The sequence below is a fragment of the Williamsia deligens genome (assembly GCF_024171765.1).
Classification (GTDB): Bacteria; Actinomycetota; Actinomycetes; order Mycobacteriales; family Mycobacteriaceae; genus Williamsia_A; species Williamsia_A deligens.
This window is the reverse complement of record NZ_JAMTCI010000001.1, coordinates 1-12,803: the sequence shown is the minus strand read 5'-3', so window position 1 is coordinate 12,803 and position 12,803 is coordinate 1. Positions and strand designations below refer to the sequence as shown.

13 protein-coding genes are annotated in these 12,803 nt (G+C 68.5%); 6 read left to right on the top strand and 7 right to left on the bottom strand.

Annotation, left to right across the window (positions count from 1 at the left end):
- The first annotated feature begins 65 nt into the window (after positions 1 to 65).
- Positions 66 to 1,598 carry an HNH endonuclease signature motif containing protein gene (locus LX14_RS00065; protein WP_253645263.1) on the top strand — a complete coding sequence of 511 codons (1,533 nt, stop codon included), beginning with the start codon at positions 66 to 68 and terminating at the stop codon, positions 1,596 to 1,598.
- On the opposite strand, the gene LX14_RS00060 is transcribed toward LX14_RS00065, so the two are convergent.
- The 5 genes from LX14_RS00060 to sdhC are packed head-to-tail and all read right to left on the bottom strand — an operon-like array spanning position 1,582 to position 6,347.
- Positions 1,582 to 2,853 (bottom strand): glycoside hydrolase family 27 protein, encoded by a 1,272-nt coding sequence (locus LX14_RS00060; protein ID WP_253645262.1) that lies wholly within the window; start codon positions 2,851 to 2,853, stop codon positions 1,582 to 1,584. The two genes, LX14_RS00065 and LX14_RS00060, sit on opposite strands and share 17 nt — an antisense overlap.
- A 53-nt stretch (positions 2,854 to 2,906) precedes the next feature.
- Positions 2,907 to 3,698 carry a succinate dehydrogenase iron-sulfur subunit gene (locus LX14_RS00055; protein ID WP_253645261.1) on the bottom strand — a complete coding sequence of 264 codons (792 nt, stop codon included), beginning with the start codon at positions 3,696 to 3,698 and terminating at the stop codon, positions 2,907 to 2,909.
- Entirely contained in the window at positions 3,698 to 5,452 is a 1,755-nt protein-coding gene (gene sdhA / locus LX14_RS00050) for a succinate dehydrogenase flavoprotein subunit (RefSeq protein WP_253645260.1), read from the bottom strand. The genes LX14_RS00055 and sdhA overlap by 1 nt, the downstream gene beginning before the upstream one ends.
- A gap of 23 nt (positions 5,453 to 5,475) precedes the next feature.
- A complete protein-coding gene (locus LX14_RS00045; RefSeq protein ID WP_253645259.1) occupies positions 5,476 to 5,931 on the bottom strand; it encodes a succinate dehydrogenase hydrophobic membrane anchor subunit in 456 nt (151 codons plus the stop codon).
- Positions 5,932 to 5,942: 11 nt separating this feature from the next.
- Positions 5,943 to 6,347, bottom strand: a complete 405-nt coding sequence (sdhC, locus tag LX14_RS00040; protein WP_253645258.1) for a succinate dehydrogenase, cytochrome b556 subunit — start codon at positions 6,345 to 6,347, stop codon at positions 5,943 to 5,945.
- Positions 6,348 to 6,566: 219 nt separating this feature from the next.
- On the opposite strand from sdhC, the gene LX14_RS00035 reads away from it, so the two are divergent.
- Genes LX14_RS00035 through LX14_RS00025 form a run of 3 tightly spaced genes read left to right on the top strand, consistent with a single transcriptional unit; the run spans position 6,567 to position 9,414 of the window.
- Positions 6,567 to 6,968, top strand: a complete 402-nt coding sequence (locus LX14_RS00035) for a cytidine deaminase (RefSeq protein ID WP_253645257.1) — start codon at positions 6,567 to 6,569, stop codon at positions 6,966 to 6,968.
- Positions 6,965 to 8,278, top strand: a complete 1,314-nt coding sequence (locus LX14_RS00030; protein WP_253645256.1) for a thymidine phosphorylase — start codon at positions 6,965 to 6,967, stop codon at positions 8,276 to 8,278. The genes LX14_RS00035 and LX14_RS00030 overlap by 4 nt, the downstream gene beginning before the upstream one ends.
- Positions 8,275 to 9,414, top strand: a complete 1,140-nt coding sequence (locus LX14_RS00025; RefSeq protein WP_253645255.1) for an adenosine deaminase — start codon at positions 8,275 to 8,277, stop codon at positions 9,412 to 9,414. Before LX14_RS00030 ends, LX14_RS00025 begins: the two co-directional genes overlap by 4 nt.
- Positions 9,415 to 9,435: 21 nt before the next feature.
- On the opposite strand, the gene LX14_RS00020 is transcribed toward LX14_RS00025, so the two are convergent.
- Positions 9,436 to 10,719: a SatS C-terminal domain-containing protein gene (locus LX14_RS00020; RefSeq protein ID WP_253645254.1), complete on the bottom strand. Its 1,284-nt coding sequence runs from the start codon at positions 10,717 to 10,719 to the stop codon at positions 9,436 to 9,438.
- Between the two features lie 453 nt (positions 10,720 to 11,172).
- On the opposite strand from LX14_RS00020, the gene LX14_RS00015 reads away from it, so the two are divergent.
- A complete protein-coding gene (locus LX14_RS00015; RefSeq protein WP_253645253.1) occupies positions 11,173 to 11,331 on the top strand; it encodes a hypothetical protein in 159 nt (52 codons plus the stop codon).
- Positions 11,324 to 11,539: a hypothetical protein gene (locus tag LX14_RS00010; RefSeq protein WP_253645252.1), complete on the top strand. Its 216-nt coding sequence runs from the start codon at positions 11,324 to 11,326 to the stop codon at positions 11,537 to 11,539. The genes LX14_RS00015 and LX14_RS00010 overlap by 8 nt, the downstream gene beginning before the upstream one ends.
- 14 nt (positions 11,540 to 11,553) lie before the next feature.
- On the opposite strand, the gene LX14_RS00005 is transcribed toward LX14_RS00010, so the two are convergent.
- Entirely contained in the window at positions 11,554 to 12,735 is a 1,182-nt protein-coding gene (locus tag LX14_RS00005; RefSeq protein WP_253645251.1) for an SGNH/GDSL hydrolase family protein, read from the bottom strand.
- Positions 12,736 to 12,803: the final 68 nt, after the last annotated feature.

Sequence of the window (12,803 nt, the reverse complement as noted above, 5' to 3'; positions counted from 1 at the left end):
CCCTTGCGAATGTCGTACATCCGTTCTATGATGTATGTGTTGCTGTAGTCGGGGGGAGGTGCATCGTGGACGGCGGTCTGGTCGCGAGATACGAAGCGTTGCATCGTCTTCTGGGTGAGATCGCCGAGGCGTCGTCGGATGCGTGTTCGGAGCGTGAGGTCGCGGAGTTGGCGATCTCCCATGAGCGTGCGGTTCGCAGGCTGGGGTCGATCGGGCTGCGACGAATACTCGACGTGAGCGATCGTGATGCCCACACGTCGGTGCAATCTCCGACATTGACGCACTTTGTCGCTGAGCGGTTGCGGGTGCCGAACCCGAAGCGCCGGTTGAAGCAGGTGCTGGCGTTGTCGGAGATGTTCTCGGTGACCGGCGAGAAGTTGCCGGCGAAGTGCCCGGAGACCGCGGCGGCCATGGCCGATGGCGACCTCACCCACGAGCACGTGGATGCGGTACTGGGCGTGATGGACAAGGTCCCTGCCGCGACACCGCCGGAGGTTCGGGAGAAGGCCGAGGAGCAGATGGCCGAGATCGCCCGGCACCATTCGCCGAAGGACATCCACCGGGCTGGCGCCCGCCTGCTCGCCCACATCGACCCCGACGGCGCGGAACCGTCGGATCGTGATCGGGCGCGGCAGCGGTCGTTGTCGTTGGGCAATCAGGATCCGCAGCTCATGTCGAAGCTGCGCGGGAATCTGGATCCGGTCACACGGGCGTTGTTCGAGGTGGTGTTGGCGAAGTGGGCCAAGCCCGGGATGAACAATCCCGACGACGAGGCCTCACCACAGGGTGGGGTCGATGACGACGGCATCGACACCGACGCCGTGAAGGCTGCCGCGGATCGGGATTCGCGGACCCAGCAGCAACGCAATCACGACGCGTTGCAGGCTCTCCTGCGGGCAGCCGCCGATGGTGGGTTGATGGGGAAGTCGCATCGTGGGTTGCCGCCGCACCTGATCATCTCCATCACCGAGACACAACTGCGCGAGCGGGCGGGGATCGGGCACACCGCCACCGGTACCGACCTGCCGATGAGCGACATCATCACGCTTGCAGCGCAAGCGCAGATGCATCTGGCGGTGTTCGACGACATCACCGGCGAAGCCCTGTTCTACGGACGCAGCCGCCGACTCGCCTCCGAGGCGCAACGCTTCGTGGCGTTCGCCCAGTACGGCGGCTGCTCGATGCCCGGCTGCCCGGCACCGTTCTCCCACACCGAAGCGCATCACGCTGAACAAGACTGGGCGCACGGCGGCACCACCGACATCACCGACCTCGCCCCCGCGTGCGGGCCGCACAACCGGGCCGTCCACGACAGACCCGGTGGCTGGCAGACCCGCAAGATCATTGAGGGCCCCGATCGCGGGAAATTCGGGTGGACCGCCAACGGCACCACCGACCCACCCAGAACCAACCATCTGCACCGACCGGATCAGCTCCTGGCCGACCACGCCCCACCGGACCCGCACTGGTCCGACATCGAACACCGCCTCGAACGCATCCTCGCCGAACACAATTCGGCGGAGGCCGGGTCACCGCCAGAAGCAGAACCGTGGATCATCCGCGTCATCGACTACAGGTCGGTCACGAACCGCGGCTGATCCGGAGTACCGCCGTGTCGTGGGGCGCCACGACGACGGCGATCGGCCGGCCCGCCGCCGCGGCCACGACGCCGGTCCACGCGTCCACGGCTGAGCCCTGGGACCCCACCAGGTCCCGCGGCACGGTCATGGTCCGAGGACTGCCCGTGGGGTTTGTCAGCGACACCGCCGTCGACCTGTCGGCGAGCCGCCTAAGCCGCGTCCACCCGTCCGCACTCACCGACCGCGCGATCTCACCTGCCGGGTCCTGGTCGATCGCGAGGATCCCCGGTGACGCCAGCAGGTCCCGCGTCGCGGTGCTCATCTGTGTCAGATCGTTGCCCGCCATCAGTGGTGAGGCCGCCATCGCCCACAGGGCGAGGTGTGTCCGCTCCTCCTCGGCCGTGAGAGACGAGCCCACGCCGATCTCCAACATGTCCAGGTCCAGCCAGCGCCCCGGGCCGACGGTCGCGCCGGGATCCCGAGCGGCGTCGGCGATGTCGGCGACGCCCCGATAGCCGGACACGTCCTGGCCCGAGCGCCACGTCGCCTCGATGTCGTTGGTGAGGCGGGTCGTCGTCGCCACACCTCCCCAGTCGCGCACTGCCCCGGGGACACCGTCGGTGGCGGTGACGCCGCTGTTCGGGTTGATCGCGAGCGCCATTGGTCGGCCCGTCGCCCGGATCGCGTCGCGCATCGCCACGAACGCGTCCCGCTGCGCCACCGTGTCGGCCTCGGACGAACACCAGTCGTCCTTCAGATAGTCGACGCCCCACGACGCGAACGTCGCGGCGTCGACCGTCTCGTGGCCCCGACTTCCCGTGTCCCCCGGGTAAATCCCGTTCAGTTGAGCGCAGGTCCGGGTCCCGGCGCCGGTGTAGATCCCGAACAGCAGGCCCCGCTGGTGGAGGTAGGCGCCCAGCGCGGCCATACCCGAGGGGAAGCGGTCCGGTGCGGCGGTCAGACGTCCCGATGCATCGCGCGCTGTGGCCTGCCAGCAGTCGTCGACCACCACATACCGGTATCCGGCGGCCATGAGTCCCGACGACACCAGAGCGTCGGCCTGTGCCCGGACGGTCCGCTCGTCGACACCGCACCCGAAGGTGTTCCAGCTGTTCCAGCCCATCGGGGGAGTAGCGGCGACACCGGGGATGGCCACTGCCGCGCTGTCGATCTCATGACCCACCGAGTCCCCGCAAGACGTCAGCACCCACATCGTGATCGCGACCACGAGGACGACGACACACGAACGCCCGCGCCTCGACGTGGCCTCCATGACGGATCACGGTAGACACCATCGCTGCGCGGGCGCTGTGACAGAGCTGTGGGTCAGCGCGAGAACATGAGCGCGCGCTTGACCTCCTGGATCGCCTGCGTCACCTGTATGCCACGCGGGCACGCATCGGTGCAGTTGAACGTCGTGCGGCAGCGCCAGACACCGTCGACGCCGTTGAGGATGTCGAGTCGCTCGGCGGCTCCCTCGTCGCGGCTGTCGAAGATGAAGCGGTGGGCGTTGACGATCGCGGCCGGACCGAAGTAGCTGCCCTCGTTCCAGTACACCGGGCAACTCGTGGTGCAGCAGGCGCAGAGGATGCACTTGGTGGTGTCGTCGAATCGTGCGCGGTCGCTCTGGCTCTGGATGCGCTCACGCGTGGGCTCGTTCCCGCTGGTCATGAGGAACGGCTTCACGGCGCGGTACGCGTCGAAGAAGGGCTCCATGTCGACCACGAGGTCCTTCTCGACCGGGAGCCCACGGATGGGCTCGACGGTGATGGTGACCTCTTTGTTCTTGTCCTTCGGCAGCAGGTCCTTCATCAGGAGCTTGCAGGCCAGACGGTTGACGCCGTTGATGCGCATCGCGTCCGACCCGCACACGCCGTGGGCGCAACTGCGTCGAAAGGTCAGAGTCCCGTCGAGGTAGCCCTTGACGTACAGGAGCAGGTTGAGCATCCGGTCGGTCGGCAGCGCCGGCACGCGGAAGCTCTCCCAGCCCTGGGAATCCGGGTCGTCGGGGTTGAAGCGCGAGATCTTGAGCGTGACCATCGTCGCCTCGTCGGGGACGGGCGGGAGCGGCGGCTCCTCGGTCCGGGGGTCGGACGCGATGTCGGGCGTGGCGGTCATCAGTACTTGCGCTCCATCGGTTCGTAACGGGTCTGGATGACCGGCTTCCACCCCAACTCGATGTCCGAGAGCAGGCCGGTGCCCTTCTTGTACGCCATGGTGTGGCGCATGTAGTTGGTGTCGTCGCGATCGGGGTAGTCCTCGCGAGCGTGGCCGCCGCGGGTCTCCTTGCGGTTGAGTGCACCGACCACGGTCACCTCCGCCATCTCCAGCAGGAAGCCGAGCTCGATGGCCTCGAGCAGGTCGCTGTTGTAGCGGGTGCCCTTGTCGTGGACGCGGATGTGGTTGTACCGCTCCTTGAGTGCGTGGATGTCGGTGAGAGCCTGCTTGAGGGTCTCCTCGGTGCGGAACACCGACGCGTTGGCGTCCATCGACGCCTGCATCTCGGTGCGGATGTCGGCGACGCGCTCGTGCCCGTGCTCGGACAGGATGAGCTCGAGCCACTCGTCGACCATGCCGGTCGGGTTCTCCGGCAGTTCGACGAACTCCGACGAGGTCGCGTACTCCGACGCGTAGATGCCCGCCCGACGTCCGAAGACGTTGATGTCGAGGAGCGAGTTGGTGCCGAGACGGTTGGCGCCGTGCACCGAGACACACGCGCACTCGCCGGCCGCGTACAGGCCCTTCACGACGGTGTCGGGATCGGCGAGCACCTCACCCTTGATGTTGGTGGGGATGCCACCCATCGCGTAGTGACATGTCGGGAAGACCGGCACGTACTCCGTGACCGGGTCGACACCGAGGTAGGTGCGCGCGAACTCGGTGATGTCGGGGAGCTTCTCGTTGAGGACGTCCTCGCCGAGGTGGGTGACGTCGATGTAGACGTAGTCCTTGTTCGGACCGGCACCACGACCCTCGAGCACCTCGAGCACCATCGACCGCGCGACGATGTCGCGGGGCGCGAGGTCCTTGATGGTGGGGGCGTAGCGCTCCATGAAGCGCTCGCCGTCGGCGTTGCGGAGGATGCCGCCCTCGCCGCGCACGGCCTCGGAGATGAGGATGCCGAGACCGGCCAGACCCGTCGGGTGGAACTGGTGGAACTCCATGTCCTCCAGGGGCAGGCCCTTGCGGAACACGATGCCCATGCCGTCGCCGGTGAGCGTGTGCGCGTTCGAGGTCGTCTTGTACATGCGACCCGACCCGCCGGTGGCGAGCACGATCGACTTCGCGTGGAAGACGTGGATCTCGCCGGTGGCCAGCTCGTAGGCGACGACGCCGGTGGCGACCTGCTCGCCGGCCTCGTTCTCCGAGAGGCAGAGGTCGAGGGCATAGAACTCGTTGAAGAACTCGACGTCGTTCTTGACGCAGTTCTGGTACAGCGTCTGCAGGATCATGTGGCCGGTGCGGTCGGCCGCGTAGCAGGAACGACGCACCGGGCTCTTGCCGTGGTCACGGGTGTGACCACCGAAGCGACGCTGGTCGATCTTGCCCTCGGGCGTGCGGTTGAACGGCAGGCCCATCTTCTCGAGGTCGAGGACGGCGTCGATCGCCTCCTTGCACATGATCTCCGCGGCGTCCTGGTCGACGATGTAGTCGCCGCCCTTGACGGTGTCGAAGGTGTGCCATTCCCAGTTGTCCTCTTCGACGTTCGCGAGCGCGGCGCACATGCCGCCCTGCGCTGCGCCGGTGTGGCTGCGCGTCGGGTAGAGCTTCGTCAGCACCGCGGTGCGGGCCCGGGGTCCGGCCTCGATCGCGGCGCGCATCCCGGCGCCCCCGGCGCCGACGATCAGAACGTCATAGCGGTGCTCTTGCATGGATCTTCTCTCCTGGTTGAGCGTCAGCCGACGGAGTTCACGTCGAACGTGAGGATGGCGTAGGTGCCGAGACCGACGGTCAGGATCATCGACACGGCGAGGACCACGTTGAGCCAGAAGCGCGTGGAGTCCTTGCGGGAGTAGTCGGCGATGACGGTGCGCACACCGTTGCCGCCGTGCAGCTGTGCCAGCCACAGCATCGACAGGTCCCAGACCTGCCAGAACGGCTGACCCCACCGCTGCGCGACGAACGCGGAGTCGATGCGGTGCACACCGCTGTCGAAGGTGAGCATGATCGTCATGTGCCCGAGGGTCAGGAAGATCAGCGCGATGCCCGAGAAGCGCATGAACATCCACGCGTTCTTCTCGAAGTTGCCGCCCTTGGGGCGACGCGGCGAGCGGGGGTTGTCCAGACTGGCCGGCCGATCGTGATCGGTGCCGACGGTCTTGGCGAGCTTGGGGGCTTCCGAAGTCGTCATCTCGGTGCCTCTCAGAGGTTGTCGACGAGGATGGCCAGCATGCGGATGGCACCGGCGGCGAAGACGACGACGAAGATCGCCGAGATCACCCACAGCATCTGCCGCTGGTAGCGCGGACCCTTCGACCAGAAGTCGACGAGGATGATCCGGACACCGTTGAGCGCGTGGTAGAGCACGCAGGCGACCAGGCCGATCTCCATCAGGCCGATGATCGGGCTCTTGTACGTGTCGATGATCTGGTCGTACGTGTTCGGGTTCACGCGGATCATCGCGGTGTCCAACACGTGGACGAACAAGAAGAAGAAGATCGACACGCCGGTGATGCGATGCAGCACCCACGACCACATGCCGGGATCGCCGCGGTAGAGGGAGCGGCGGCGAACCGGCTCCGGCGCGACCTCGGTCTGAGCTGTCATCCCACGGGCCTCCAACATCGTCAGTGATGTGTGCGCCAGATCGGTGCGGCCCGGTCCGGCGACCTACTCTCCCGAGAGTAGACCCACTCCAGACAAGCCTTGGAATCAGCTGAGTTCTGCACGGGTGCAGAACTTTTGGAATTAGGGTTGCCTAACATCACCTGCGTGTGTCGGGCATCCCGGTCGACGGGGGCCGGACGGTCCGGGAAGGAGACGCCCATGGTGTCCGAAGCGACGTGGGATCGGTTGCGGGACAACGCTCGACGGGCCGGCGAGCGGGCCTATGCGCCCTACTCCCACTACCCCGTGGGCGCGGCCGGGATCACGGCAGATGGACGGTGGGTCCACGGATGCAATGTGGAGAATGTCTCATACGGCCTCGGTGTCTGCGCGGAGGTCGCGCTGGTCACAGACCTGCACGTCAGCGGTGGTGGCCGCCTGGTCGCCGTGAGCGTGGCCGACGGTTCGGGCGCGGTGATCATGCCCTGCGGGCGCTGCCGACAGGTCCTGCTGGAGCACGGTGGCGCGGATCTGCTCATCGACCACCCCCGCGGACCCCGCCCGCTGGCGGAACTCCTGCCCGACGCCTTCGGTCCCGACGACCTCGAGGCGCGTCGATGACCGCCGGGTCCGTCACTCCCGACGCCGTCTCGATCATCACCACCAAACGCGACGGCGGCGTCCTCGACGACCGACAGATCGACTGGGCGGTGCAGGCCTTCACCGACGGCAGGATGGCGCCCGAGCAGATGTCCGCGCTGACGATGGCGATACTGCTGCGGGGGATGGACCGTCGCGAGATCGCGCGGTGGACCGCGGCGATGGTCGCCACCGGGGAGCGCCTCGACTTCTCCGACCTCACCCGGGACGGCCGACGGCTGCGCACGGTCGACAAGCACTCGACGGGCGGGGTGGGTGACAAGATCACCCTCCCGCTGACCCCACTCGTGGCCTCCTACGGGCTGGCCGTCCCGCAGCTGTCCGGACGGGGGTTGGGTCTGACCGGCGGGACCCTCGACAAGTTGGAGTCGATCCCCGGGTGGCGCGCCGACCGCACGCCGGCGCAGATGGCAGCACAGCTGCGTGACGTCGGGGCCGTCATCTGTGCGGCGGGTCCGGGGCTCGCCCCCGCCGACAGGAAGCTCTACGCACTGCGCGACGTGACCGGGACCGTGGAGTCCATCCCGATGTTGGCGGCGTCGATCATGAGCAAGAAGATCGCCGAGGGCACCGAGGCGCTCGTCCTCGACGTCAAGAGCGGCTCCGGCGCGTTCCTGCCTGACCTCGACGACGCGCGTGAGCTCGCGCGCACGATGGTCGGGCTCGGCACCGACTCAGGTGTCGACACCGTCGCGCTGATCACCGACATGGCGACGCCGCTCGGGCACACCGCGGGCAACGCGGTCGAGGTCGCCGAGGCGCTGGAGGTGCTCGCCGGCGGCGGGCCGGCCGACGTCGTCGAGCTCACGCTCGCCCTGGCGCGGGAGATGCTCGCGGCGGGTGGGATCGACGCGGACCCCGCCGAGCACCTCGCCGGTGGGCAGGCCATGGACTGCTGGCGCGCGATGATCGCGGCGCAGGGCGGCGACCCCGACGCGCCGCTGCCGCGCGCCGACCACGTCGAGGAGGTCACCGCAGACGCCGACGGCGTCGTGACGGCCCTCGACGCCCGCGCCGTCGGACTCGCCGCGTGGCGGCTGGGTGCCGGCCGTGCCCGCCCCGGCGACGACGTGCAGGCGGAGGCGGGAGTCGTGTGGCACGTACGTCCCGGCGACCGGGTCCGTCGGGGTCAGACGGTGATGTCGATGCACACCCGCACGCCGGAGCGGTTCGTCGCCGCGCGGGCCGCCCTGGACGGAGCGCTGACGCTCGGTGAGGCCGCGCCCGAGGCGACGTCGGTGGTGGCCGAACGTATTACCGTCGGGGGATGAGCGCTACACCGTCGTCCCGGAACCGGCCCGTCGCGTTCGACCACGCGTCGGTGATCCTCGCCCCGAAGGTCCTCCTGCACGATCACCTCGACGGCGGCCTCCGGCCGCAGACGGTGCTCGAGCTCGCGCGGGAGTCGGGATACGACGAGCTCCCCGCCGACGACGTCGAGGGCCTCGCTCGATGGTTCCGGGAGAGCGCCGACAGCGGGTCGCTGGTCCGGTACCTCGAGACCTTCACCCACACGGTCGCTGTGATGCAGACCGCGCCCGCGCTCCGACGGGTCGCGGGAGAGTGCGCGGAGGACCTCGCCGCCGACGGCGTCGTGTACGCCGAGATCCGGTTCGCGCCCGAGCAGCACCTCACCGACGGCCTGTCGCTGGACGAGGTCGTCGAGGCGGTCCTCGAGGGGTTCGTGGAGGGGGCCGAGGCCGCCGCGGCGGTCGGGAAGCCGATCGAGGTCCGCTGTCTCGTCACCGCAATGCGGCACGCTGCGCGATCACGCGAGATCGCCGAGCTCGCCGTGCGTTTCCGCGACCGCGGGGTGGTCGGCTTCGACATCGCCGGCGCGGAGGCGGGCCACCCGCCGAGCCGACACCTCGACGCGTTCGAGTACATGCGGGCCAACAACGCCCCCTTCACGATCCACGCGGGGGAGGCCTTCGGTCTCCCGTCGATCCACGAGGCGATCAGCTTCTGCGGTGCGGACCGGCTCGGTCACGGCGTGCGCGTCATGGACGACATCGAGCTGCCGTCGGGCACCGGCGCGGCGGACCGCGTGGTCACCGGCGCGAGCCTCGGCCGCGTCGCGAACTACGTGCGCGACAAGCGGATCCCGCTCGAGATGTGCCCCAGCTCCAACGTGCAGACCGGTGCCGTCGCGAGCATCGCCGAACACCCCTTCAACGTGCTCGCACGCCTGCGGTTCCGGGTCACCGTCAACACCGACAACCGTCTGATGAGCGACACCACCATGAGCAAGGAGTTCGGCGTCCTCGCCGACCAGTTCGGATACGGGTGGGCCGATTTCGAGCGGTTCACCGTCAACGCGATGAAGTCGGCGTTCATCCACTTCGACGAGCGCCTGCGCCTCATCGACGAGGTCATCAAGCCCGGGTACGCGGTCCTGATCGGCTGATCCGGCCGCGCCTCGGACGGGTCAGCGCTTGACGAGCCGCGCCTCGAACTCGTGGACCAGGGCCCGGAACTCCTCGGACTCGTTGTCGAACGGCCCGCTCGGGGCGAGCCGCTTCGGGTCCGGGTTGATGGTGTAGTTGACGAACCAGCCGAGCGGTGTCGTCGACGCGAGCGCCTCGGTGACCGAGTCGTCGTCGGCGAAATCCGCTGCGTCGGAGAGCAACTCGACCGCGAGCTCCAGCTGCTTGCGATCCATCCGTCGCGGTCCGTCGAGGATGTCGGTGGCGATGCCGGGCAGCACGTACACGTTCTCGTCGTAGACCTCGATCTCCAGCGAGCCGTCCGTCGCCGCCACGCGCACCTCCTCGAAGGTGCTCACGTCGGCGAGCTCGTGGTCGTCGGAGTCGGCGATGTAGCGCGACATGGCCCGCTCGGAGGTGAAGACGGTGATCTTGCCGTCCTTGCCGAGGAACACCGGGTCGTCACCGAGGTAGCAGCGCAGGGTCAGGTACTCGGCGGCGTCGGTGACGATCCGGATCGGGTCGATGCCGACCGAGGTCCAGAAGTCGTCCTCGAGGTCGTCGGGATCCTCGTCGTCGTCATCGGTGTCGTCCTCGTCGTCGGACTCGTCCGTTGCCTCGGCCGCACCGGCGCCCGCCACGATCTCGACGTCGTCCTCGTCGGGCTCGTCCTCGTCCTCCGCGCTGGCGGCGGCCTCGAGCTCGGCCTCGGCGGTGGCGACGGCGGCTCCGTCGACGTCCGGCGCGGAGATCACGTCGTCGATGGCGTCGACGACGTCGTCCCAGTGCTTGTCGATGAGGGTGCCGACGCGCCCCCAGAGCTCGAGGCCCTCCTTGCCGACGAAGTTCGTGGTGCCCACGGTGACGGCGCCCAGGATGGGGTTGCCGTTGAAGAACCGTGTGACGGTGCTCAGTTCGCAGACCTCGCCGATGATGCGGACGATCTCGAGGGCGTCCTCCAGTTCGGCGACGACCTCGGCCGTCGGGTCCTCCGCGGCGAGCTCGGGGACACCGATGAGGTCGTAGGTCTTGCTGCTCGCGGGGACGAGCTCGGCGGCCTGCACCCCGGAGATGGTCTCCCACGCCGGGTGCTCCACCAGGTCGTTGTCGGCGCCGGACCGGACGAATGCGACGAGTTCCGCGACGCTCGGGAACCCGTACAGGTCGTCGTCGAGTCCGAGGAACGCCTCCCACTCGTCGTCACCCTCGCGCCACCGGGGTGCCCACAGTGTGACGACGTTCCCGTCGGTCAGTCCGAGCTCGATCGGGACGATGTCTCCGGCCATGGGTCGCAACCCTAGCGGCAGCAACTGTGAACCCGGGCAGGTGCCCTCGTGACCGGCGCGAACATCCTCACCGGGGGCGGTAGAACCCCTCGAAGGCCTGTCCGGCGTTCGAGGTCCGGATTGCCGACACCGCGACGGGATCGCCCGCCTCAATCAATACGCCAAAGGGGTGCCGCGATTTGACCAGGGATGTTGCAGGAAGTTGCACAGCCGAGGTTGCATTACACAACCCCGGCTGCGTATACTAGAGGAGTCCCGGAGAGTCCGGGACAGGCAGGAAGGGAGGCGACATGATCACCGAGATCATCGCCCTCATCCTCGCCACACCGGGGGCGGTGGTCGCGATCATCACGATCGTCGACCGCATCCGTCGCCGGTAGCGGGGGCCGGGCCCGGGGTGGAGATAACACCCCGGGTCCGGTGCCCCTCCACTCTAGATCGGAGGTTGATCCCATGACCAGACGCAACGTCCTCGCCGCGACGTCGACCGGCACCGCCGCGCTGCTCGTCGTCGCACTCGCGGCCGGCGCGGGCGCGTGGTTGCCGATCGTGCTCGCCGTCTTCCTGGCGCTCGAGCTCGTCGCGCTGGTGCTCGAGGTGCGGCATGCCTAGGACGCTGCCAGACCCGTCGCCGGCGCAGGCTGATGCGCTGAACGCGATCGCGCGGGCCGCCGACGAGCGCGCGAAGTGGGACCGCATCTACCTCGAGTCCATCCACGAGGCGGGCGACCTCGGGTGCACCGCGGTGCAGATATCCCGTTTCACCGGGACGACCTACCAGGCGGTGCAGAAGATCCTGGCTCGCAGGCCGCGCGACTAACCAGGCGCAGGGCGTCAGACGCCGAACGACAGCTGCCGTACTCGGTACTGCTCGATCGCGAGGTTGGCGCCCGCTCCGCCGGAGGGCGGGTACATCGCCGCGGCCACAAGGATCTGCTGAGCTGCGGCCGAAGTGGTGAACTCCATCTTCGCCAGGGTGCCGTCGGGCACGTCCACCTCGACCGCGCTGAACTGAGCGGGCGCGGTGTAGCTCGGCGCCTCCACCACGGTCAGCGACCAGTTGGCGCCTTGGGCGGCCACGTGGGCGCCGATCCGCATCGTCACGGCGTAACGAGTACTCGGCTGGACGGGAGTCAGGGGGCTGTTCGCTTGCAGGCGCTGCGAGCTCGACTTCGTCAGGCGCATCCGGTTGCCGTAGGTGGCCGCCTCGAGCGCGACGGTGCCGCTCGCGGCCGCCTCGGCCCAGTACCATCCGTCGGGCAACGCGGTGGTGCTCGAACCGCTCATGAGCGGGTTCGGGGTGGTGCCGCCGTCGGACCCGGTGATCGGCAGCAGCTGAGTCGGCGGCTGCGGCGCGGTGCCGACGAGGTTGTTCGCGAACGCCGACCATGCCTGCGCCGCGGCTGCGATGCCCGCCTTCGTGTTCGGGTGCACCGCGTCGGTGGAGTAGCCCGCTCGGTAGAGGCCCGTCGCGGGGTCGGTCAGCACGGCGTGGAGGTCGAAGAGCGGCAGCGAGTGCTGGTGCGCGTACCCCACGGTGAAGTCGTAGAGCAGCCACCAGTTGGGGATGGTGGACGACGGCACGTTGGTGCACAGGATCGGGGTGATGCCGGCGGCGATCAGCGCCTCCCAGATCGTCCGCAGCATCGTCAGCCGAGGCGTGTCGATCGCCCCGATGTCGTTCTGTCCCGCCAGCACGAGGCAGTAGTCGGGCTGCGCGGCGAGGACGGTCGGGAGGTGTGTCGCGAGCACCTGCGCGATGGTGTAGCCGCCCGTGGACGCGGCGCCGACGAACTCGTATCGGTACCCGGACAGCAGGGTCCCGAGGTCCATCCACGCGCCGCCGCCCACCGAGTACGGCTGGTTCAGCAGGTGGTTGGCCGCCGTGATGGAGTCGCCCATCGCGGCGATCTTCGGACGCGCCACCCACCGGTGGCTGTTCTTCGCCGCCTCTTGGGCCGCCGCGTCGAGCAACGCGTCGGTCTGCGCGGCGGTGTACGCGGTGACAGTTGCCATGGTGGTGATCCTTACGCGGTCAGGGTGTAGGTGCCGTCGCCGTTGTCGGCGAGCGCGGTGGAGCTGGA